Genomic DNA, 22,300 nt, shown 5'->3' with positions numbered 1-22,300 from the left:
CTGTATGGGGCAAAACGTTTTGATTGTACGGCATGGAGTTGAGAAATGGCGGTTCGGTGCGGTTTCTTCACGCTCCTTGCCCCTCTGTAAACGCCGTTCGCGCGCTTATAGCACAGGATCGGGCGAACCCGTGGTAATGACACAGCTCGAATTTGACAAAAACAAAGCCCCAAGTGTGTAATCTATCTGTTGCAGACATATCAGAATAAGGAAAAGCCAGGCAAGGAGGATGCACGTATGTGGGGCATCGCCAAAGATTCCGAGGGGGAGCCGTCTGGCGATCTGTGGGGATTGTTCCTGCCGGACGGCGATGTCACATGGCAGAACAAGGCGTTGTGCTCGCAGACCGATCCGGAGGCGTTCTTCCCCGAAAAAGGCGGTTCCACCCGTGACGCGAAGCGCGTGTGCGCGCAATGCGAGGTACGTGAGCAGTGCCTGAACTGGGCCATCGAGCATGACGAACGATTCGGCATCTGGGGCGGTATGAGCGAACGTGAACGCCGCCGGTACAAAAAGATGCGCAAGGAGCAGATTTGACGCAAGATCTTGAACGGATTCTCGACGGCGGCGTGCGCCAGGTGTTGACCGACGCTGTGGCCGCCCGCCCGTATTCCCACTGCCAATTCGTCTCGCAGGCCGTTGCCGCAGTGGTCACGGTCGAAGACGACATCCGTTTCCTGCCGGACACCCTGGCGGCCGTATTGGAACAGACCGTATTGCCCGGCGTCATCGTGGTCGCCGACTGCAGCGGTCAGACCATGCAATCCATGGAGACCTCGTTTGACGTGGTCACCACCTCCTCCGAACCGTTGGAATACGTGCCGCAGGCGCAGACCGTGAGCGTGCAGATCGTCAACACGCAAGGCGCGCGGTCGTTCGGCGACGCGGTGCAGAAGGCCATCGGCCTGGCCAGGATCACCAACGCGGTGAAGAACCTGTGGCTGCTGCACGACGATTCGCGCCCGGCGACGCCCGACTGCCTGAGCGAACTGCTCGAAGCGCAGCGCAATACCCCGGGAGCCTCCATTCTGGGTGCCAAACAGCTGGATTGGGAGGGCGAGAACCTGCATGATGTGGGCTCGTACGCCAACAAGCACGGCATCGCCTCGCTGGTGGTCGACGGCGAACCCGACCAGGAGCAATACGATTCCCGCGCCGACGTGTTCAGCGTCTCCCTTGCCGGCGCATTGCTGCCCTTGACCACGCTGCGCAGCATGGGCGGCATCAACGCGTGGTTCACCACCTACGCCGAATCGGTGGACCTGTGCCGCCGCATCAGCCGCAGCGGTGGCCGCGTGCTGGTGGTGCCGCAGGCGCGCATCGCGCATCGCCGCGCCCGCTACGAGGGCGTGCGCACGCGCGGCGGCGAGGAAGTGGACGAGGAGATGCCCATCAACCCCGCCATGGGCGTGCTGGTGGCACGGCAGCGCTACTACTACACGGACATCGCTCGTCTGCGCTGGCCGGTGGTGTGGGTGCTGTCCCTGTTCGTGGCGTTCTTCAAGACCCTGATCCGTCTGGTCGGCAAGCAGCCGTATGAGGCGTGGTGCGAACTGTGCATGCCGTGGCATGCGCTCACCTCCGTCGCCGCTGGCCTGCGTGCGCGTGCCCTGGTCTCCAAGCAGTCCAAGGTGCCGCATACGCAGCTGAACATGATCACCGCCACACGCGCCCAGCTTGCCCAGTGGAAGGACCGCATCCGCGCGTTGGACGGCCAGCGCAACACCACGCTGATGAGCCCACTGGTCCGCTCCCATCTGCGCATCCGCGCCATCAAGCGTTGGATCGCGGCACTGCTCATGGCGGCCGTCGCTTTCGCAGCCGTGGCCGTGATCTACTGGCCCGTGCTGCGTTCCCTGTTCTCCGGCGGCTCGCTGTATTCCAGCCAGCTGCCGCCCACCGGCGCCACCTTCGGCCAGCTCGCCGAGGCGGCCAGCACCCAATGGGTGTGGGGCGTGGGCGGGGGAGTATCCCTGCCTCCGGCGCCATGGCTGTGGGTGCTGCTGCTCGCCTCGCTGTTCACCGGCGGCAATGTGGCCGCCGCCACCGGACTGCTGTTCTTCCTCGCCGCGCCGCTAAGCGCCCTGTCGTTCTGGGCACTGGCCGGCATCTTCACCCGTTCCGATACCGTGCGCATCGCCAGCGGCCTGCTGTGGTGCGCGTTCGGCCTGGCCATGGGCCTGTTCGCCACGGCCAACCTGCCGATGATGACGGTGATGATCTTCCTGCCCGCCGCGTTCGCATTCGTGTTCCGTGCGGTCGGGCTCTACCACACCGAGGACCCGGTGCGCCCGCGCGCCTCCGTGCAGGCCGCCGCCGCGGCATCCCTGTGCTTCATGCCGGTGGTCGCCGCCGAACCGCAGTTGCTGCTGCCGCTCATCGTCACCTTCCTCGTGTTCCTGCTGTTCATTCCGCGTCATCGCGCCATGCTGCTGCTCATGCCGATCCCGGCGGCGTTCCTGTGCGCGCCCACGCTGGTCCACGCGGTGCGTCTCGCCCGCCGTGGCGCGTGGAGGCAGATCTTCGGCGATGTGAACGTGCCGTCCTCCAGCGTGAACGGCAGGCCCGCGTCCCTGAACCTGTCCGGCGTCGTGGACCGCGCGTTCGGCATCGACATCCATAATCCTCTGAACGACCTGATGGACGGCGGCTACAGCATGGGCATCCTGGTGGCGCTGATCGTGGCGCTGGTGCTCGCGGTCATCTCGCTCGTGCTTCCGTTCGCGCTGCGCGCCTCGCGCATGATGTGGATCGTGATCCTGACCGGCGGCGCGCTCGCCATCGTCTCCGCACACGTGGTCATCGCCTTCGACGAGACCGGCGCCATCGCCGGATCCGTGATGCCCGGTCTGACGCTTGCCATGCTCGGCCTGATGTCGTGCGTATGCCTGATGGCTGGCGGCGCGGTGCGCAAGTTCCAGGCGCTGCGCGTCTCCAAGACGGGCAACGCGCAATCCCGCAGGCAGAAGAAAAGCGCCAAGACCGCGGCCCGCCTGCATTGGCTGGTGGTCGTGGGCCGTATGCTGCTCGTGCTCGTCCTGGCCGCCAGCATCGTGGTGTGGTCCGGCTTCGCCTTTGAGCGCAACGGCAAGGGGCAGGTAGCGGTGAGCGGCAACGGTATGCCCATGGTCGCCACGGATGCGGTGCAAAGCAACCATGACCAGCGTGTGCTCGCCCTGTACGCGGATTCGCGCACGGCCGTCTCGTACAGCATTATGCGCACCTCGCGCGGCGATCTGATCGACAGCTCGCCTGCATGGCGTGCGACCGTGGCGTCCGGCGGGCATGACGCCACCGACCGCACCATCGGCGAACTCGCCTCCAGACTGCTGTCGAACAGTGATTCCTCCGCGGTCGCCTCGCTGGCCAAGCTCGGCTTTGGCGGCGTGTTCGTGGTCACGGGCGGCATGGGCAGCGAGGCGTTGTCCACCAATCTCGCCGCGTCGGACGGCACGCAGACCGTGGTGGCCAACGAGAACGGCACGTATTATCGCCTCACCGCCGCCAGCGGCAAGGGCATGACGGCGCATTCCACCGAGCTGGACGCCGCACGCCATAACATGTGGCGCATCGCGTGGCTGGTGGCTCTGGCCGTGATATTCCTGCTGTACGTGCTTGTCGCCTTCCCGCGCAAGCGCGACCAGCAGCCTCAGGAGGAAGCATGACATCGAATTCGACCGCCGCCCGCGTGATGCGCATCATCGCAGCCACCGTCACCTCGCTTGTGCTGGTGGGTGCGCTGGCGTTCCTGGGCGTGGTGGATATGCCCGACTGGCTGGTCGACCCGGCCGCCGGCACTTCCGCCACATCGCACCGCGTGGTGCAGGAACGTCTGGAATCGTATTGCGGCGAACGCATGCAGCTGCCCGACTCCACCGATTGGGGTGACAGCGACTACCGCGCCTCGGACGGCAACATCGCGTCTTCCGCCAGTTTCGCTGCGTTCGGCACCGTGCATGCCGCGTCCGTCACCCCGTTCGACGTGGACGGCGCGAAAACCGCCAACCTGTCGGGCCCGGCCAGCACCGGCAGCGACAACGGCATGACCCTGCGCGACGATAACGCCTACCCACGTCTGTTCGACGCCAACCTGCTCAAGGCCGACGCCGAATCCGGCCAGGCGGGCATCCTTGCATCCCGCGCCACCGAAGGCGATCTGCGTGGCATCTCCGCCGCCACCTGCGTGGTGCCGGCGCTCAGCCAGTCGTTCCTGCTGCCCGGCACCGGCACGGGCTCCAGCCAGCAGCTGGTATTGGCGAATCCCTCGTCCAAGCCGACCACGGTGAGCGTGGAGGTGTACGGCACGAAGGCGGCCGGCAAGATGAGCTTGGCCACGTCGAGCAATGTGACCGTGCGCGGCAACGGGCGTTCCACCATGGATCTGTCCGCGGCGGCATCCGGCCAGGACGCCCTGTATGTGAAGGTGGCCAGCGAATCCACCGCCGTGGCCGCCAGCGTGCGCGTGATCGTGATGGATGGACTCACCCCGAAGGGATCCGACTTCGCCATGCCGTTGGGCGAGGCGGACACCTCGAATCTGATTCCCTCCGTTCGCAAGGGCGACAAGACCACGCTGTACCTGTACAGCGAGAAGAACACCACGGTGCGTGCCTCGTGGGTGAGTGACAACGGTCTCATCGCATTGGGCTCGTACAACATCAAGGGCCAGCAGGTCAGCGCCATCGACCTGGGAAACGCCCCCTCGGGCGCGAACGGCATCCAATTGGACAGCGACGACCAGTTCCAGGCCGAAGCCAAGGCGACGCTCGGAGGTTCGAGCGGGCAGGAGGACTTCGCGCTGCTGCCAAGCGTGGCACCGGAGCAGCGCTCCGCCATCGCCCTGCCGGACGGCTACGACACGTCACTCACCCTGGCCAACACCTCCAACGCGGACACGACCGCCACCGTGGCGTTCATGGACGCCGACGGCTCCATGAAGCAGGGCCAGCAGGTGACGATCAAGGCCAACAGCGCCACGACCATGAACACCGATGGTGTGGCAGCCGTGGTGGAATGCAAGGACGGCACGGTGTCCTGGGGGCTGCGACTGGGGTCCGGCGACCTGAGCGGCAAGAAGATCGCGGGCGTCTCCACGGTTGCGCCGACCAAGCTGGGTGTGCGCGTGGCGCGCATCACCTCGACCAACGATCTGACGCTGGTGCGCTGAACGGCGGCGACTGAACGTCGGTCGGTTGAACGCCGGTTGGCGCGGTGAATGCAGCGGCGCAGTAACGCCGGCAAACGCAGCGGCACAAGCAAGCATTCCAAGCAGCCACAAGCCCCGATAACCAATGTGGGCCTTGGCATCCACCTAACCGGATGCCAAGGCCCACATCTCGTATGCGGCCGCATTCACCACTGGTAATCAGGGTCGATCTCCTCAGGCCTGCGCCCATAGAGCTCGGCCACACGCACCACCAGTTCGTCGCGGATCGCCCACTGCAGTTCATCACGGCTGCGCGCCCTGCTCTGCAACGGCATGCGGTACAGCACGATGCGCGCCGGCATGCCATGCGCCGCGGGAAACAGACGCGACTTCACATTGGGCTCCAACTCCCAAGGCACCGGGTCGGAAGGCGGCACGTCCTCCACGGCGAATTGGAGCGGATGAATCAGTTCGGGCCACGCATTGCCCAGTCTGCGGATATGCGCGGCGACCAGATCGTCGAACATGCCGGAACGGGTGCGGTACCTCGGCATACGCACACCGAACATGGGCGTACGGGTGCCACGGCCGTGGCGGTTACGGTAAACGCGGGTATTCCATGGAGCTTCAGCCATGCCTTCACTGTATGACATACCACTGGCATTAGGGTAGGATACTGAACATTCAACCGTGCACGGCAAAGGAGGGCTGGCATGATTCGGCAATGGGACCGTTTGGACTATGACGACCTCGCCCGGCATACACGCCTTATCGGGTTCGACCTGGACAACACCCTTGCCAACTCCCGCAAGCCCATGCTCCCCGACGTGGCGGCGCGTTTCACCGAACTCACCAGGCACATCGATGTGGCGGTGATCACCGGAGGGCGCTGGGAGCTGGTCGTCAGCCAGATCATCAACGTGCTCGGCCCCCAGGCCTGCAAAGCCAACCTGCATCTCATGCCCACCAGCGGCACCCGCTACTACCGCTGGGTGCAAGGCGCATGGAAGCGCGTGTTCAGCCACGACCTGACCGAGGACCAGTGCGCACGCGCCGCGGCCAGTCTGGAACGTCGCGCTCGCGAACTGGGCATGTGGCCCGAGCATGTGTGGGGTGAACGCATCGAGAACAGGGGATCGCAGATCACGCTGTCGGTGCTCGGCCAGCAGGCTCCGCTGGAGGCGAAACAGGCGTTCGACCCGGATGGTTCGTTGAAGCGCCGCCTGGCACAGGCGGTGGCCGCAGACCTTCCCGATCTCAAAGTGCATGCCGGCGGGTATACCAGCATCGACGTTTCGCAGCAGGGCATCGACAAGGGGTTCGCGGTGCGCGAGCTCGCCAGGCTGAACGGTTTCCCGGTCGGGCAGATGGTGTTCGTGGGCGACCGCATGAGCGAGGACGGCAACGACTACCCGGCCGCGCAGGCGGGGGCCATGGGCGTGGCGGTGAACAGTCCGCGCGACACGATCAGGTTCATCGACGCGATGCTGGAGCGTATTGCGTGAACGGCACGCTTCAATCAGCGGGCCAAACATTCTGGCGTGGCATGCTGGGGCTCATCCTGCCCAGAGGATGCGCAGGTTGCGACAAGCCGGACGAAATATTATGCAGCGACTGCCAGTCGCTATTCCGCAGACATACGGTCTTGCCACTCAACGGCACACCAAGCGGTGCACCAGACGGCACGCCGGGCGCAGTCACCGCGCCAAACGCACTGAACGGCATACCATCGGCGGCAATCCAACAACCGGCCTGCGCGACGATATACGCGGCAGGCACCTACCAAGGCAACGTACGCCGGGCAATCCTCTCATGGAAAGACCACGGCGACACGGAATGCGACAAGGCATTCAGCCAAGTATGCCGGCAACTGGTAGTCGGCAGCGGCATCATCGAAACACTACAGACCAAGCCACAGACTCTGTCACAGCCCATGCCACAGACGGAACACCAAACAGGCAGTCAAACACAAATACTGGTCGTACCCGCACCATCATCACCCAAATCCATGCGCACACGCGGGCGCAGACACCTCTGGCCGCTCGCGAAAGCCACAGCCGCAGAACTGGCAGCCGCCGGAGTGGAAGCCTGTGCCGTGAACGCGCTACGAACACGGCACGTACAGGGCAAAGCCGTGGAAACCCACAGCGCACTCGGCAGGGCAGCCCGACTCGACGGGCAGTTGGAGGTGAACGACCCGGGGCTTATAGCGGGCAAGAAGGTGCTGATCCTGGACGACATTGTGACCACAGGGACAACCATGCGCCGGTGCGCCGAAGCGATACGTGGGGCGCGGGGGAGCGCGGCGGGAGGATTGGCGCTCGCCGCCGTCCCGCCGCCTGCTGAACGGTGAACGATGGACGATGAACCTGCACTGCTACAGGCCCATCATGGGTATATCCGTTTACTGTGACTGCAGCGACAACAACACGAGGTAAAAGTGACAGCAACTGTGACTGGAGTGACAGAATATGTCCCATTGGTCACAGTTGTTGTCACGCAGTCACAGTTATCGCTGCATATCCGCAGGGGCAGTCACCAAGCCACATCATTTGTGCAGCTTGGCCACGGCCACGCGGGCCAGGTCACGCGCCGACCCCGCGCCCTCGCCGCGCACGCCAAGGAACACGAGCACCAGCATCACCGCCACGATCAGCGTGCTGATACGCAGCACCGACTGCACACCGAAAATACTGCCCGCAATCGCGGCCGCATGCCCGCCACCCAGCGCGGCGGTACGCATCGCGGCGATCGACTCCATAATGATCACCAGAATCGGCGCACCCATAGCACCCGCAATCTGGCGCACCGTATTCGTCACCGCCGACCCGGCCGCCACGTCACGCGGCTCCAGGCAGTTCAACGACCACGTGGTCACCGGCATCAGTACAAACCCCATGCCGATCTGACGCGTGAACTGGCAGATCGACACCCACCAGATCCACGTATGCGGACCGATCAGACTCATGCCCAACGTACCCAACAGCAGAATCGTGGTACCCACCAACGCCACCGGGCGGGCACCGAACCGGTCAAGCGCACGCCCGCCACCGAACTGCGCGATGCACTGCCCGATCGCACCAGGCAGCATGATCAAACCGCTCATCATCGCCGAATAGCCACGGTCGTTCTGAATGTACAAGGGAATGATCACCATGATCGAACTGAACGCGAAGAACGAGAGGGCCGCCACCATGGTGCCCACCGTAAAGCTCCGATTGCGCAGCACATGCAGGTCAAGCAGCGGCACCTCCACCTTGGCGGAACGTGCGACCAAATGCCGAAGCACATTGGAACCCGGCTTGCATGCGGGCATGAACTGGCGAACCACAAACCACACGATGCCGATCACGCCAATCAGCATCGCGCCCCACACCATCGGGTTCGCAAACGGATACGACTCGATATTCGTAAACCCGAACATCAGCCCGCCGAAACCGAACACCGACAGCGCCACGGAGAAGAAATCCGCATGGGCGGAACGATCCGACTCACCGAAATTATGCAGGAAGAACACGGCCAACAGCAGCGAGGCCACACCAATCACCGTAAGCGTAAGGAAAATGGAACGCCAACCATTCATATCGGTCTGCCAGCCGCCAAACGTGGGCCCGAGCGCCGGCGCCACACTCATCGCCATGCCCACAGTACCCATGGCCACACCACGGCGAGACAGCGGATACATGGAAAACACCGTGATCTGCAACACCGGCCACATCACACCGGTACCCACAGCCTCAAGCAAACGCCCCAACAACACCAGCACAAACGAAGGACCAAGCCACGCCAACGCCGAACCAACCGTGAACACCACCATGGAACAGATCACAATCTGGCGAGTGGAGAACCGGCGCGTCAGAAACGCGGTCAACGGCACCATCACACCCATCACCAGCTGGAACACCGACGTAAGCCACTGGCCGGTCGTCACCGAAATATGAAAATCAGCCACAATGGTCGGCAGCGCGGAACTGAGCTGCAACTGCGTAAAATTCCCCACAAACGTGATGAACGTCAGAATCGAAATAGACACCAACGCCGGGCGGGTCAGCTTGCCGTTCACATACGATTCCTCGCGGGTCAGCGCTCGCGACATCGAAGTCCCCATAGATTCCCTGTTCCTTTCCCTAGCGCTCGCTGCTGCTTGCAGTCTCTGGCGGTCTTGTGCAGTCTGTTGCATCTTGCCGGGCGGGTGTCGGTTCGTCGGCTTGCAGGTCACGCTCCAGCCGCAAACCCGCAAACCCCGCCCATGCCGGTTCCCCGGGCCCGGATTGCCGTGCTTGTGTGTTTTCCTTATATCAACCTCTGCCATAGTATTCCCGCCGTTGACCGCTTGCATGCGGAATATCGAGCCTTGAGCGTTGGGCGAAGTCCGTTCCATCTCGTTTTGCAATGTGAAGATATGTAGAAAACGCATGAAAACGCATCGAAAAGGACATGAAATGCGTACATTAGGCATCGAATAGCGCGACACACGTGTGGTTTCTTGAGAAAAGCAAGTAAATTGGCTGAGAAGACCCCAAAACGATGTACGTAGCGTTCGGTACCTTAAAGGTTGCCCCCCCCCCTATGTGTTTTGGGAAGGGAACTGGCAGGGAGAAAGAAGAGATGACGCAATCGAACAACAGCAAGCTGAGGGACTCTTCATGGCATCAGTTGACCAGTGTTGCGTATTGGCGATTCTTCGTCAATGCCATTCTGACTGTGTGCGACATGATTTCATTCGCTGTTGCCTCGGCGGTGGTGCTTACGGTTCGCAATGAGGCGGCGTTGTATTCCGCTCGCTTCCATTTCCACATCAATCTGGTCGTATACGTGGTCGTGTGCGCGCTGATCTGGGCGCTGTGTATGCACGGCGTAGGTGTGTATCACCGGCACGTGATGGGTGATGGCTATCAGCTCAACCTGCTGCTGTTCAAGGGTGCCGTGCTCACCGGCATCACGGTGTGCGCGCTCGACTTCATTCTCAACTCGTATGTGTCGTTGCTTTCCACGGCGCTGATTATGGTGTGCGCGCTGCTGATCACGATGGTCGAGCGTTTCATCATCCGCCGTGTGGTGCTGTTCAGGCGTGAGAAGGGTGCGTATTCGTATGCCACAACGGTTGTGGGATCGTGCGAGGGCATTGAGCATGCGTTGCGTTTCCTGAGCCAGAAGCAGCAGCTGAACTACCGCCCGGTGGCCGTATGCCCGATTAGGCTGAACGAGCAGACCGGCCGAATTGAGGCGGCGGATGCGACGGACGAGTTCTTGAAAAGCGTGCATGAGATCAGCGGCAAGGACATTCCCGTGCTGGCGTATGGCGGCGATTTGGCCGAACGTGCCGTGAACATGGGCGTGCAGACCGTGATGGTGACGGATGTGCTGCAGCGTTTCTCCGACAACTTCAATACCTTCGTGCTGAGTCTGGAATCCATGAACCTGGAGATCGCGCTCGTCACTTCCGCCGTGGATGTAAGCGGCCATGAGACGAATGTGCGCGTGATTCAGGGCACCACCGTGATGACCATCTGCCTGCCGCAGTATTCGCCGTGGGCAAAGCTGCAAAAGCGTGTATTCGACATTGTGGTTTCGTTGATTGCCATCATTCTGTCGTCTCCGATCATGCTGGTCACGGCGATTGCCATCAAGCTTGAGGACCACGGACCGGTGTTTTATAGGCAGGAACGTATCGGTTTGCGTGGCAAGCCCTTCAAGATTCATAAGTTCCGTTCCATGTACGTGAATGCCGACGCCAAGCTTGCCGAAGTGGCTGCGGCGAACGGACAGGAGCTGGGTGCGCGTGTGAAGATCAAGAAGGATCCGCGCATCACCAAGGTCGGTCATTTTATTCGCAAGACAAGCATTGACGAGTTGCCGCAGTTCTTCGATTCCTTGATTGGAACGATGAGTGTGGTGGGTCCGCGCCCACAGCGTCAGTTTGAGGTGGACGAGTACAACCAGGTGTATGCCACTCGTTTGCTCGTCAAGCCCGGTATTACCGGCCCGTGGCAGGTATCCGGCCGAAATGATCTGAGCGAAGAGGAAAGCCAGCAGCTGGACGTCGGTTATGTGCAGGGCTGGTCCGTAATCGGCGACATCGTTTATATTCTTCGCACCATTGGCACGGTTGTACATCCGAATGGGGCGTACTGAGTCAGTGTGGAATGTAATAACATGTTTTTGCGATTGGATTTCCGCAGGGATGGATGAGAGGGGACAAATTGGTCGGTAGCAATAAAGCACAATCTTATGATGGGGTGGGTTGCAGCGCTAAAGAAGGTAATAAACCATATAGCGTTCTAATGAGTGTTTATGCAAAGGAATCTCCAGAATTTCTTGCGGAATCATTGCGCAGCATGCTTGTTCAGACGGTTCCGCCTGAACAAATTGTCCTCGTTGAAGATGGTCCGTTGACCTCGGAGTTAAACGCTGTAATTGACTCGTTCTGCGAACAGAATAAAGGTCTCTTTGACATAGTGACTTTACCGAAGAATGAGGGGTTGGGTAGTGCTCTTGCACAGGGGATTCCAGTGTGCAGAAATGAGATTATTGCACGTATGGACTCTGATGATTATGCTTTTCCGACTCGCATGGAAAAGGAACTTGCCGAGATGTCGGAATACCATTTAGATATGGTCGGATCACAAATTGTAGAATTTATATCTGATCCGGAGCATCCGGTAGCCAAATCGGATCTTCCGATTGATCAACAGTCGATTGTCTCATATTCAAAGAGGCGCAATCCTTTTAGACATCCCTCCATGGTGCTCCGTAAATCACGAGTGGTAAATGCAGGAAACTATAGTGCCGATTATCTGTACTTTGAAGATTGGGATTTATTCAATCGGATGCTGGCATCGGGATGTAAGGCCGCGAATATAAATGAGCCTCTGGTTGCCATGCGTGTGAGTCCCGATTTCTATGCTCGTCGCGGTGGCCCCTCATATATTCCACATATTTGGAAATTTAAAACTGAGCAATTACGGAGGGGCTACTTCACGTTCTTTCAGTTCCTGGGAACAACTATTCCCCACATATTAGTCTGCCTTGTTCCTAACTCCGTGAGATCTTTTATATACACCAAGTTCTTAAGAAAAGGAGCCAAATGATGACTCATCAACCAATTCGTGTGCTGCATGTTGTCCCTTCCTTATCCAAAGCCGGAGGCGTTGAACGTTTTGTCTTTAATATGGCTAGATTCCATGATGAGGATCGAGTCCACTATGATTTTCTCCATCACGATACGCACGAGGGAAGGCTGCTGACTGAACCTACCTATGAACATGACTTGCAAGAACTTGGTAGCAAGGTTTATCGGGTAGAAAATGCCGGAAAAGATTTATTGACATTTTCCAAGCAAGTTTCCTCCTTTTTCAAAGAAAAAGGTAAAGACTACGACGTAGTACATTGCCATATGCCCAATACGGCTTTTTGGGTTTTGCGTGACGCATTTAAAAGTGGTATAAAAATCCGTATTCAACACAGTCATTTAAATACAAGTTCGGATGTTTTCCTACATCGATTACGTAATGCTCCTCTTATTGCGTTAGGCAAGCCTTACATCACTGATTGTGTTGCTTGTTCACAGGAAGCAGGCAGCTATTTATTTGGCTCACGTCCATTCACTGTAATTAATAACGGTATTCCGTTAGAACAGTTTAGATATGATTCACAAGTACGTCAGCAAGTACGGTCAAGGTTCGGTATTGAGCGAGATGCTCCTGTAATTGGTTGCGTGGGACGTTTTGTCAGCCAAAAGAATTTCCCATTTGCAGTGCGTGTGTTTGCAAAGTTTTATGAAATATTTCCTGATTCCAGGATGCTGATTCTTGGAGATGGTGATGGGAGAGCTGATCTTGAAAAAGTAATTATGTCCGAGCACCTTTCGGATGCTGTAATACTCGCAGGTGTCCGTGAAGATATTGATAAGCTATATTCTGCGATGGATGTTTTCTTCATGCCTTCGCTCTATGAAGGCTTACCTGTTTCTGCTGTTGAAGCGCAAGCTGCGGGCTTGCCCTGTATATATTCGACTAAAGTGCCAAAGGAAACTGATATCACTGGTACTGGTGTTTTTCTGTCTCTAGATGATGAACTTGAAAAATGGACTTATGCTTTAAAGAACGCTATTAGTGGTGGTCGGTTGATGCATGCCCCAATAGTACTTAAACAACGAGGGTATTCTGTGAGGGCTAACGCGGAACTACTTATGCAACATTATGAGCATTTGATGGCAATGAAATGTTAAGTAATAGTGGGTTTTTTATTTTGAAATAATTTGTATTATCGGCATTTCTGAAACTAAAATGCCTTTTTAGACTTACTTGATAAGATGCTTTAGGGAGAAAAGGTGGCATTAATGTTCTATTGTTCCTTGGGAAAAGGGAAATCATTATGTCGACAAGATGATGTGTCCCAGCATAAACTGATCACATTTGCAATTGTTCTAATGCCTTATTTTATTCTTATTGCAAATGAGCGCTCATTTACCTTTCAAACAGCTTTACCATCCATTTTACTAATGATATTAGCATTTGTTTTCTCCAAGGATGCTAGAAAATATACGTTTCATGCACTTATCGTGATGGTTGGTTTTATTACAATTACTTGTGCTTCAAATTTTTTAACTGTTTTAAAAGATGATTATTTAATAACAAGCAGAACACTTATTCGTGCCTTTATGTTCATGATTATAATATGGTTTTATGGCACTGCCGTTTCGCAGAGGTTTTCAAAAAAAGATATTTCAATTATTTTAAAAGGTGTATCCTATTCCGTACTTGTGCCATTTTATTTAGAATTTAAAGAATATTTAAAACAAGGTATGTATTTTGGTCGCGTATATCCGGTTACGCTTCGTGGATGCCAGCTAGACGCCAATTATTTTGCTTTGCTGGTGCTTGTTCAAATCGTATGCTCGTATATAGTTGCTATATATGCAACTAAAAATTTTGACAAGATTCTTTCTTGGATTTGTATTCTTTTAGGAACTGTTTCTATAATTTTAACAGGTTCTCGCAGTGCATTAATGTGTATGGTATTAATTATCGGCGTAAGTGCATTTATATATTTTACACAAAGAAATAATGGAAAAATTAAAAATTCTTTTTTCTTTGCTGTATGTATTATTGTTCTTTTTTTGGTTGCTTCGAAATTTATGAGTGGATGGATGTTTGATCGTTTTTTTGGTAATAGTTATCACGATGATTCCAATGAGCAACGTGTTTCATATTGGATTAACGCCATTCATCGTTGGCCTCATAGATTTTTTTTGGGGTATGGCGTAGGGAATTATAATTATTTTTTTGCAAAAGATCGTGGTATTATTGGTGACCCAAATGTAACTACTCATGGTACAATAACTGATTTTCTTGTCGATTTCGGCATAGTTGGCCTTTTTCTTTTTGCTTATATAATTACTGATTGCATTAAAATTCTTCTGAAAACACATAACTATGTTTTGATTGCAATGCTTCCTGGAATTATCATTTGCTCTATTATTATTGGAGCAGAACGTACTGTAGCATTATGGCTTTGGATAATAGTGTTTCGAATTATTGCAGAGTATCTAAAGAAAAATCCATCTCAATCTCTGAATGATATTTTAGCTTGAAAGGTGATATGGCTATGGTGAAAGAGATTCTTCTTTCTTTGATAATTCCAGTATGGAATACGCCGACTGTTTTTTTACAACAATGTTTTGCTCCTTTTCTTCAAAATAGGAATTTAAAAATTGAGATTATTATAGTTGATGATGGTTCATGTCCAGAGACTTCTAAATATTTAGATTCTATAAATCTTGCATATGAAGCTCAGGTAATTCATCAGAAAAATCAAGGACAAAATTCTGCAAGATGTACTGGACTTTCAGTTGCCAGAGGTATATATGTTGGTTTTCTTGATAGCGATGATTTTATTAACTGGGATTCATTCGCTAAAATAGTCGATTTATTATGCGATGAGGATTCGGATATTATTGTATTTAATGGAGTCAAAGTAGATGCAAAAGGGAAAAGGATTGATTCAAAAGAGTTAAATTTTGCCAATTTCTCCAAACGGGAATATGTTCGTTCATGTGCAGAGCTTTGGCGTCAATTTATTCGTAGAGAATTTCTGGAAGAAAATGGTGGTTTGTATAATCCATCTAAGATGTGTATTGGCGAAGATCTTGCGTCTATATTGCCTTTGAGTGTTCGTGCTGACTCGATTAAATATTTTAACGAGGATGTCTATATGTATAGACAACAAAGAAGAAGCGCCATACATTCTATGGATTCCTCTAATAGGTTAAGTATTATCGATTCATTCAATCATATTATTAAATCTTTAACCAATGATGAATTAAGTTTATACCATAATGAAATTGAGTGGCAAGCTGTCAATCATCTAATGAACTATGAAACGAGAGCACAGCTTAGATACGGAATTCAAGGTTTGAGAAATGTAAGAAGAATTTCATCTTGGATGAGTATGCATTTTAGAGAATGGCAATGTAATCCTTACATTAATGATGAAAAAAGCAAGCGGGGTGTCGCTTTTCGATTATCAGTTGGCAGGAAATATTGGATAATTATGTTTTATCAGAGTTTTATTCGTCGTATCTTGGAAAGAGGTAATCTTGATTAGTACAAAAGACGAATTACAATCCTATATCAAAGAAGATCTTCGTGTGCAGCCATTGCCTAGAGGAGTGATTAGGCGTTTATTTGGTGGGCGTATTGCGAAGATGAAAATTCATCTACGCAAAGCCGAATTTTATTTTAATAATAGTAGCCATTTAAGGAACAAGATTTTCTATTATTATCATCTTTTTTTTGTAAAACACTTTTGTAAAATCTATTGTTCAGAAATCCCTATTAATGTTTTTGGCAAAGGACTGACCATCTGGCATCCTGAAAGGATTATCATTAATCCAGATGCCCGTGTTGGTGATTACTGCAGTCTTTCCAGTGGCGTCGTTATTGCTCAATCACACGATAGATCTCCATCGATTGGCAACTATGTTGAACTTATGATTGATTCAAAAGTTCTGGGAGGGATACATGTTGCGGATCACGTGCGAATTGGGGCTGATGCATTAGTTCTTAAAGAGATTAAGGAAGCAAATACAACATGGGCGGGAATCCCGGCAAAGAAAATCAATAACAAGGGTACCATTGAGGAACCTGTGCCTTTGGCATAAGATAATATGGAGAATTCAAATGGATAAGAGAATTGCTATTCTAACGATTAATGATTCCAATAATTATGGAAATAGATTACAGAACTATGCTTTAACAGAGTGTTTGAAAGCGTACGGAAAAGTTTCCACAATCGATTGTGGGTGGCCTGTTGATTCAAAGCTTAAACAAATATTTATACCTGCTCGTTCTCTTTTAGACATTCTTAAGAAGAGAGTATGCTCATTCAAGCATTTTGCTTTAGCTGCAGATAAAAGAAAAAGTCATAGATTTCAATATTTCAATAATAAGTATGGATTAAATGTTGCATGTAAAGTGTCGAAAGCAGGACATATATCTCCTTCACTGAGATTTGACTTTATTGTTCTTGGTTCAGACCAAGTTTGGAATTATTATTGGATTTCTAAGAGTGGATTAAGACTTCGTCTTGGGGCGTTCTCATCTGATCAGGTTCCAACTATCAGTTATGCTGCAAGTTTTGGGGTCTCTCATGTTACAGATGATGTCATGCCAATTTTTCAGCAATATTTGCCACGCTTGAAAGCTATTTCAGTACGTGAAGATTGCGGTGTTGAGCTGGTTAAGGAAATGACTGGTTTGGAAGCAGCAGTGGTCTTGGACCCTACCCTTATGCTCACTGCTGATAAATGGTTGGATGTTACAGAAAATTTTGTGTCGGATAATGATAGTTATGTGCTTACATATTTTCTTGGAAATTTGACTGATAAGCAGGAACATGACATTCAGGCGTATGCAGTAAAACGTGGATGCCATGTCCGTCGTATGCTTGATTTACGGGATAGAGCAACTTATGTTGCCGGTCCTCAGGACTTCGTAGAACTGTTTGCTAAGGCGCAGTATGTGTTCACTGATTCTTACCATGCATGTTGTTTCTCAATTTTGTTCCATAAACAGTTTACGGTCTTCAACCGAGCTGGCATGACAGGTAACGCGAACATGAACTCACGCATGGAGACTCTGTTTCGTTTGTTTAACCTAAATTCAGTGATGATGGATTCTGGTCTTGCACCTGAAATTGATTATAAAAAGGTCGATCAGTTGCTCGAACAGCATCGTAAGGAGTCTCAGGAATGGCTTGATAGGGCCATGAAGGAGTAACCGGCTTATATGGCAAGTCAGAAGAAAGTTGGAGCGCTGCTCGGCTATGCGAACATTTTGGTGAAAAACCTGGTCAATCTTATTTACGTGCCTCTGCTGTTGCATTTCATGGGGCAGGGCGATTACGGCGTGTTCCAGATGACCAACAGCGTGGTGTTCGCGTTGACGCTCCTGTCGGCAGGTTTCTATGGGAGCTACGTGCGCTTCTACATGCGTGAGCGTGCTGCTGGATGTCCGGACAATGGTTTGGGCGTGCGCCGACTGAATGGCATGTTCCTGCTTGTGTACCTTACTGTCGCAGTGTTGTGCTTAATCGGTTGTGGAGCAATGGTTCTGAATGTGCATGCATTGTTCTCTGGCGGCTTGACAACTCAAGAAATCAATCTGGCACGCGCACTGTTGATGGTCATGGGTGTGAACATCGCGGTGACTATGCTGTCCACGCCATTCGATTCGTACATCGTGGCACATGAACGGTTCGTGTTCCAGCAGTCGCGCCAGCTGCTCACCGCATTGGCACAGCCGTTCCTCGCGGTTCTGCTTCTCTGGCTTGGAATGGGTGCTATCGGTGTGGCATGCGCCCAGTTGACGATCTCGACCATTTTGCTTGTGTGGAACATCGCATTTGCCACGCATAAGTTAAATATGAAATTCACATTCCGTGGTTTGGAATGGGTGTTATTCAAAGCAATCGCAGTATTCAGTTTCTGGATTTTCTTGAACCAGATTTTCGATTTGGTCAACAACAACGTGCCCAATTTCCTATTAGGTGCAATGGCCAGTTCAACGGCAGTGGCGGTGTTTGCTATTGCTGTGCAGATCAGGAATATCTTCTTTTCCATGTCGACAACCATGTCAAATGTGTTTAATCCGCAAATCAACCGCATCGTTGCGGAATCGGATGATAACAAAGTCCTGACCCAGTTGATGACACGAGTGGGCCGTTATCAGATGGTCATCTTCTGGTATCTGTTCGGCGGGTTTATTGTGCTTGGCAGGTATTTTGTACGTATCTGGGCAGGCGAAGCGAATACGGACGCGTATTGGCTCTGCCTGATTATGGTATTGCCAGTGATGATTCCACTCACCCAGAACACGGGTATTGAAATTCAACGTGCTAAGAATCGCCACAAGACTCGTAGCTTAATCTATGTTCTTACATCTGTAATTGATATCGTGATTAGCGTGCTCTTGATACCTTCTCTTGGGTATTGGGCCACGGCCATCGGCTACGTGGCCAGTATTGTGCTGGGTACCGGCCTGTTCATGAACTGGTACTATCACACTCGTATCGGTTTGGACATGGTTTATTTCTGGAAACACCAATTACCGACTATCTTGCTGGCACTTGTAGTGGTTGCTGTATGTCTGCTGGGTGGCTTGGCGTTGCCAGTCTCTTCCATTTCGACTTTTTTGCTGTGGGGCATCGTGTATACGCTATTGTTTGGTGCAGGCACGATGAAAGTGTCTCTTACTGCTGATGAGCGAGAGAAAATTGTTAATCGTCTTCATAGAAAGGTAATGAGATGAGCAGTACAGTTGAACAGGTGATTCAATCACCCGATAAGGATGCAGTAGGGGGCACAGCCACATATTGCGTAGGCTGTGGCTCATGCGCATATCTTGACCCTGCATTTAACATCGCCAAGAGTGCCGATGGGTGTTATCAAGCTTCTATACAGGGCTCTATTGCGAATGAAGACGCAGTCAACAGTGCGTGTCCTTTCGCTAGTTCCATTAATGAGGATGTTCTTGGAGCTGAGCTGTTCTCCGAGCAGGCTGACATACACCATGATCAATATCTCGGCTACTGGCTCAATGCATATGTGGGGTACACGTCTGCCGATGGCTGGCGCTCCCGCGGCAGCTCTGGAGGCATGGTCAGTTGGCTCGCTTCTAAGATGCTTGAGGACGGACTCGTGGACGCGGTGATTCATGTCAAGGACGGCCCGGATCCGGAACACATGTACACATACCAGGTGTCGCATAATGTGGATGAGCTTAAGACGGGTGCGAAGTCGAAGTACTATCCTGTTGAAATGAGTGAAGTGCTTTCCTATGTGCATGAACATGATGGGAAGTATTTGTTCATCGGTATTCCCTGTTTTGTGAAAGCGGTTCGTCTGTTGTGCAGGCAGGACGAAGTGCTTAACAAGCGCATTAGGTACTGCATCGGCTTGGTGTGCGGGCACCTGAAATCGGACTTCTTCGCGAAAAGCGAGGCATGGGAATCCGGTGTTCCCCTGGATAATATCGCTCGCGTGGATTTCCGCCATAAGACTCCGGGCAGCCCTGCTTCCGACTATGCGGTCGAAGTTCGGCTGACTGATGGGGAAAAACCTGTCATCAAGCGTACTGCTGAGCTGTCTACTACCAATTGGGGATTGGGCTATTTCAAGTACAACGCATGCGATTACTGTGACGATGTGCTTGCCGAGACCGCGGATGTGACATTTGGCGATGCATGGATCCCGAAATATGTGAACGATGGTGAGGGCTGCAACGTTATTGTCGTGCGCAACCAGGAAGTCCAGAACCTATTCGACCGTCATCGCAGCGAGCTTGTGCTGCATGATTCCGATTCCGCGGAGGTGTACCAGTCCCAGGCGGGTGGCTTCCGGCATCGCCGGCAGGGGCTTGCATACCGCTTGTATGTGCACGAACAGCGTGGCGAATGGACCCCGACCAAACGCGTCAAGCCATCGTTGGACGGCGTCAGTGACCGGCGTCAGAAGACCTACGCGATGCGTACCGTGCTGAAGAACGAGAGCTTCGCCGCATTCCGCGAGGCCGTCAAGGCAAACGATTTCAACGAGTTCAAGAAGCACATGAAGCCGATTGAACATTCGTATCGTCGCGTGAGCACATCTCCAAAGAAGCGAATTATTCGCGCCTGCAAGAGAATCTTTAAACGTGTGTTGCCTGCTGGGGCGGTATCACGGATTAAAAATTTGATGGGGGGGGGGCGTAGCTAACCGCGCTTACTCTGTTATACGCTCCTCTGCAATTTGTAATACGGAAGCGTGGCTAATACCAGTCCAGAATAATGGGCTTGGCTTTGGCCACGCTTTTTGCATTTCTGGGTTTAGCGCAAGAAAACAACGTTATCTGCTTGCTGCCTGAACGAAATGGATTTCGAGAGGAGAAAAAGTATGTCTGCAAAGCAAATTATTAAGAGCATCGTGCCCAAATCTGCATGGGAGAGAGCGCATTCTATAAAAGATATGATAGAGGCTTCTAAGGCGAGGCGGATTCAGCGTCAACGCTTTATGCGTTGGATGTCCCTTGACACTTCCACCGACAAAGCACGTGTTGAAACACGTTTGGCTTTTGATATCCATAGGTTGGAAAAAGGGTTGAGTCATGTCAATTTCAGGCGCGGCTTTGGCAAGGGCGTTTTGAGCGAAATTTCCAAGCGAATGGTTTTGTTGGAGAAAGCAGATAAAAATTACAGAACCAATCCTCTGTATCAGCAAGGATTGTCAGTACTGCATGAATATCAGCACCGTCATAATGACGTTAATTACGACCTTACTTCGGTGAAGGCGATGTTCCCCGAACATATTTGGGAATCTGCTTTAACTTATGAGCCAGATGCTTCAAGCGAAGCTGGCTCTTTTATCATGAATTCTTCTACTAAGGCCGATAACCTTTCCAAGGGATTCATCCAATTAGCACAAAATAGGTATTCAGTACGAGAATATTCAGATAAGCCTGTTTCGCAGGAATTGCTTGATAAAGTGTACGAGGTGTCGATGAAGACTCCGTCTGTGTGCAATCGACAAGCTACGCGTATATATCAGATTACCGATTCAGAAAAAATTAAGGCAGCCTTGAAAATTCAAGGTGGGTTTAATGGATATGATATGCCTCCAGTATTATTGCTGATTACTTCTGATATCCGGGCGTTCATGAATTACGGGGAACGTAATGAGCCATTTGTGGATGGTGGCCTATTTTCGATGTCTCTATTGTACGCATTGGAAGCATATGGTTTGGCGGCATGTCCTCTGAACGCGATGTTCAATTTGTCTCAGGATCGTCAGACCAGGGAACTGTTGAATATGCCTGACTATGATTTTCCCGTGATGTACATCGCAGTGGGTAATTTCCCGGAGTCTGTGCCTGTATGCCGTTCTATACGTCGTACTCCGGAAAGTATTGTCACGCGAGTCTGAAAGGTGACAGATGAGGGTATGCTACCATGACGAGTTGAAGGGTGCCAGCTTGCCATTTCTCTAACATGTTTAGTGCACTTAGTTGCTTTGGTTGCGGATCGACTAATCCAGGCTAATCCCAAAAGTCTGCTGAAACGATTGTTTGGTGCGCAAGTTATCCGTCTTAAAACTCATTTATGCAAAGCAGAGTATCATCACAATGTTGGAGGGTGGCATCGAATTGCCTATTACTGGCATCTACTGAGGCTTAAGAAGTTATCATCTCAATTTTGCTCTGAAATTCCTATTAATGTTTTTGGTAAAGGATTAGTTATCTGGCATCCGGAACGGGTTATTATGAATTTCCAAGTGAGGGTTGGGAACTACTGCTCGCTTTCCAGTTGGAGTCGTAATTGCTCAGACGCATGACCAATGTCCTGTTATTGGCGATCATGTCGAGCTCATGATTGATTCAAAAGTGCTTGGTGGTATTAACTGCTAATCATACGCGTGTGGACGCAAATGCGTTGGTTCTAAAAGACATTTCTGAGCCTAACACCACATGGGCAGGTGTTCCTGCTCATAAAATGGTAGTGCCCGAAAAGTTGCGCACTTTGGATCATGGCCGTCCATGGCGCGATGATCAGTTCGCTTCCACGAGGTTGTCATCGAGCCGGGACATGTCCAGGTAGCGGCGGTTCGACCATTCGTTCGCG

The 22,300-nt window shown here is 52.5% G+C and carries 16 protein-coding genes and 1 pseudogene; 15 read left to right on the top strand and 2 right to left on the bottom strand.

From position 1 onward, the window contains the following. Nucleotides 1-237: 237 nt before the first annotated feature. The 3 genes from G1C98_RS05960 to G1C98_RS05950 are packed head-to-tail and all read left to right on the top strand — an operon-like array spanning nucleotide 238 to nucleotide 5,167. Nucleotides 238-537: a WhiB family transcriptional regulator gene (locus tag G1C98_RS05960; protein ID WP_169080225.1), complete on the top strand. Its 300-nt coding sequence runs from the start codon at nucleotides 238-240 to the stop codon at nucleotides 535-537. Continuing rightward, on the top strand, nucleotides 534-3,665 hold the full coding sequence (locus G1C98_RS05955; protein ID WP_205831915.1) for a glycosyltransferase family 2 protein: 3,132 nt from the start codon (nucleotides 534-536) through the stop codon (nucleotides 3,663-3,665). The genes G1C98_RS05960 and G1C98_RS05955 overlap by 4 nt, the downstream gene beginning before the upstream one ends. Then, nucleotides 3,662-5,167: a DUF5719 family protein gene (locus tag G1C98_RS05950; protein WP_169080224.1), complete on the top strand. Its 1,506-nt coding sequence runs from the start codon at nucleotides 3,662-3,664 to the stop codon at nucleotides 5,165-5,167. The genes G1C98_RS05955 and G1C98_RS05950 overlap by 4 nt, the downstream gene beginning before the upstream one ends. Nucleotides 5,168-5,352: 185 nt before the next feature. On the opposite strand, the gene G1C98_RS05945 is transcribed toward G1C98_RS05950, so the two are convergent. After that, on the bottom strand, nucleotides 5,353-5,781 hold the full coding sequence (locus G1C98_RS05945) for a metallopeptidase family protein (RefSeq protein WP_205831914.1): 429 nt from the start codon (nucleotides 5,779-5,781) through the stop codon (nucleotides 5,353-5,355). Between the two features lie 78 nt (nucleotides 5,782-5,859). Here G1C98_RS05945 and G1C98_RS05940 point away from each other — a divergent pair, with 78 nt between their 5' ends. Then, the gene (locus tag G1C98_RS05940) at nucleotides 5,860-6,651 is read left to right on the top strand and encodes an HAD-IIB family hydrolase (protein WP_169080222.1); all 792 of its coding nucleotides are present in this window, start codon (nucleotides 5,860-5,862) and stop codon (nucleotides 6,649-6,651) included. Nucleotides 6,652-6,692: 41 nt separating this feature from the next. Continuing rightward, on the top strand, nucleotides 6,693-7,499 hold the full coding sequence (locus G1C98_RS05935; RefSeq protein ID WP_169080221.1) for a ComF family protein: 807 nt from the start codon (nucleotides 6,693-6,695) through the stop codon (nucleotides 7,497-7,499). A gap of 195 nt (nucleotides 7,500-7,694) precedes the next feature. Here the strand turns inward: G1C98_RS05935 and G1C98_RS05930 are convergent, their stop codons facing one another. Beyond that, complete coding sequence (locus G1C98_RS05930) at nucleotides 7,695-9,254, bottom strand: MDR family MFS transporter (RefSeq protein WP_169080486.1); 1,560 nt, start codon at nucleotides 9,252-9,254, stop codon at nucleotides 7,695-7,697. Between the two features lie 500 nt (nucleotides 9,255-9,754). Between G1C98_RS05930 and G1C98_RS05925 the strand changes: the two genes are divergently transcribed. The 10 genes and pseudogenes from G1C98_RS05925 (at nucleotide 9,755) to G1C98_RS05880 (ending at nucleotide 21,605) form a co-directional block, all read left to right on the top strand. Next, complete coding sequence (locus G1C98_RS05925) at nucleotides 9,755-11,281, top strand: sugar transferase (protein ID WP_169080220.1); 1,527 nt, start codon at nucleotides 9,755-9,757, stop codon at nucleotides 11,279-11,281. Nucleotides 11,282-11,334: 53 nt separating this feature from the next. Further along, nucleotides 11,335-12,237: a glycosyltransferase gene (locus G1C98_RS05920; RefSeq protein ID WP_169080218.1), complete on the top strand. Its 903-nt coding sequence runs from the start codon at nucleotides 11,335-11,337 to the stop codon at nucleotides 12,235-12,237. Then, complete coding sequence (locus tag G1C98_RS05915) at nucleotides 12,234-13,376, top strand: glycosyltransferase (RefSeq protein ID WP_240944932.1); 1,143 nt, start codon at nucleotides 12,234-12,236, stop codon at nucleotides 13,374-13,376. The genes G1C98_RS05920 and G1C98_RS05915 overlap by 4 nt, the downstream gene beginning before the upstream one ends. A 111-nt stretch (nucleotides 13,377-13,487) precedes the next feature. Continuing rightward, nucleotides 13,488-14,741 (top strand): O-antigen ligase family protein, encoded by a 1,254-nt coding sequence (locus tag G1C98_RS05910; RefSeq protein ID WP_240944948.1) that lies wholly within the window; start codon nucleotides 13,488-13,490, stop codon nucleotides 14,739-14,741. 8 nt (nucleotides 14,742-14,749) lie between these two features. Beyond that, the gene (locus tag G1C98_RS05905; protein ID WP_169080214.1) at nucleotides 14,750-15,754 is read left to right on the top strand and encodes a glycosyltransferase family 2 protein; all 1,005 of its coding nucleotides are present in this window, start codon (nucleotides 14,750-14,752) and stop codon (nucleotides 15,752-15,754) included. Continuing rightward, the gene (locus G1C98_RS05900) at nucleotides 15,747-16,310 is read left to right on the top strand and encodes an LbetaH domain-containing protein (RefSeq protein WP_169080212.1); all 564 of its coding nucleotides are present in this window, start codon (nucleotides 15,747-15,749) and stop codon (nucleotides 16,308-16,310) included. The genes G1C98_RS05905 and G1C98_RS05900 overlap by 8 nt, the downstream gene beginning before the upstream one ends. 19 nt (nucleotides 16,311-16,329) lie before the next feature. Beyond that, nucleotides 16,330-17,229 (top strand): annotated as a pseudogene (locus G1C98_RS05895) (polysaccharide pyruvyl transferase family protein); the annotation flags it as partial. 207 nt (nucleotides 17,230-17,436) lie between these two features. Then, entirely contained in the window at nucleotides 17,437-18,957 is a 1,521-nt protein-coding gene (locus G1C98_RS05890; protein WP_169080208.1) for a lipopolysaccharide biosynthesis protein, read from the top strand. After that, complete coding sequence (locus G1C98_RS05885) at nucleotides 18,954-20,402, top strand: Coenzyme F420 hydrogenase/dehydrogenase, beta subunit C-terminal domain (RefSeq protein ID WP_169080206.1); 1,449 nt, start codon at nucleotides 18,954-18,956, stop codon at nucleotides 20,400-20,402. The genes G1C98_RS05890 and G1C98_RS05885 overlap by 4 nt, the downstream gene beginning before the upstream one ends. Before the next feature lie 177 nt (nucleotides 20,403-20,579). After that, nucleotides 20,580-21,605 carry a nitroreductase family protein gene (locus G1C98_RS05880; protein ID WP_169080204.1) on the top strand — a complete coding sequence of 342 codons (1,026 nt, stop codon included), beginning with the start codon at nucleotides 20,580-20,582 and terminating at the stop codon, nucleotides 21,603-21,605. The last annotated feature ends 695 nt before the right edge of the window (nucleotides 21,606-22,300 follow it).

Origin of the sequence: Bifidobacterium erythrocebi (assembly GCF_012932675.1) — a bacterium.
Taxonomy (GTDB): Bacteria; Actinomycetota; Actinomycetes; order Actinomycetales; family Bifidobacteriaceae; genus Bifidobacterium; species Bifidobacterium erythrocebi.
Note: the sequence above shows the minus strand (reverse complement) of the source record. Positions and strands in the feature narration are given on the sequence as shown.

Excerpts from the sequence above, each read along its gene's own strand:
- G1C98_RS05960 (WP_169080225.1), top strand. The coding sequence starts at position 238 with ATGTGGGGCATCGCCAAAGATTCCGAGGGGGAGCCGTCTGGCGATCTG.
- G1C98_RS05950 (WP_169080224.1), top strand. The coding sequence starts at position 3,662 with ATGACATCGAATTCGACCGCCGCCCGCGTGATGCGCATCATCGCAGCC.
- G1C98_RS05945 (WP_205831914.1), bottom strand. The coding sequence starts at position 5,781 with ATGGCTGAAGCTCCATGGAATACCCGCGTTTACCGTAACCGCCACGGC.
- G1C98_RS05940 (WP_169080222.1), top strand. The coding sequence starts at position 5,860 with ATGATTCGGCAATGGGACCGTTTGGACTATGACGACCTCGCCCGGCAT.
- G1C98_RS05935 (WP_169080221.1), top strand. The coding sequence starts at position 6,693 with ATGCTGGGGCTCATCCTGCCCAGAGGATGCGCAGGTTGCGACAAGCCG.
- G1C98_RS05930 (WP_169080486.1), bottom strand. The coding sequence starts at position 9,254 with ATGGGGACTTCGATGTCGCGAGCGCTGACCCGCGAGGAATCGTATGTG.
- G1C98_RS05925 (WP_169080220.1), top strand. The coding sequence starts at position 9,755 with ATGACGCAATCGAACAACAGCAAGCTGAGGGACTCTTCATGGCATCAG.
- G1C98_RS05920 (WP_169080218.1), top strand. The coding sequence starts at position 11,335 with ATGAGAGGGGACAAATTGGTCGGTAGCAATAAAGCACAATCTTATGAT.
- G1C98_RS05915 (WP_240944932.1), top strand. The coding sequence starts at position 12,234 with ATGATGACTCATCAACCAATTCGTGTGCTGCATGTTGTCCCTTCCTTA.
- G1C98_RS05910 (WP_240944948.1), top strand. The coding sequence starts at position 13,488 with ATGTTCTATTGTTCCTTGGGAAAAGGGAAATCATTATGTCGACAAGAT.
- G1C98_RS05905 (WP_169080214.1), top strand. The coding sequence starts at position 14,750 with ATGGCTATGGTGAAAGAGATTCTTCTTTCTTTGATAATTCCAGTATGG.
- G1C98_RS05890 (WP_169080208.1), top strand. The coding sequence starts at position 17,437 with ATGGCAAGTCAGAAGAAAGTTGGAGCGCTGCTCGGCTATGCGAACATT.
- G1C98_RS05885 (WP_169080206.1), top strand. The coding sequence starts at position 18,954 with ATGAGCAGTACAGTTGAACAGGTGATTCAATCACCCGATAAGGATGCA.
- G1C98_RS05880 (WP_169080204.1), top strand. The coding sequence starts at position 20,580 with ATGTCTGCAAAGCAAATTATTAAGAGCATCGTGCCCAAATCTGCATGG.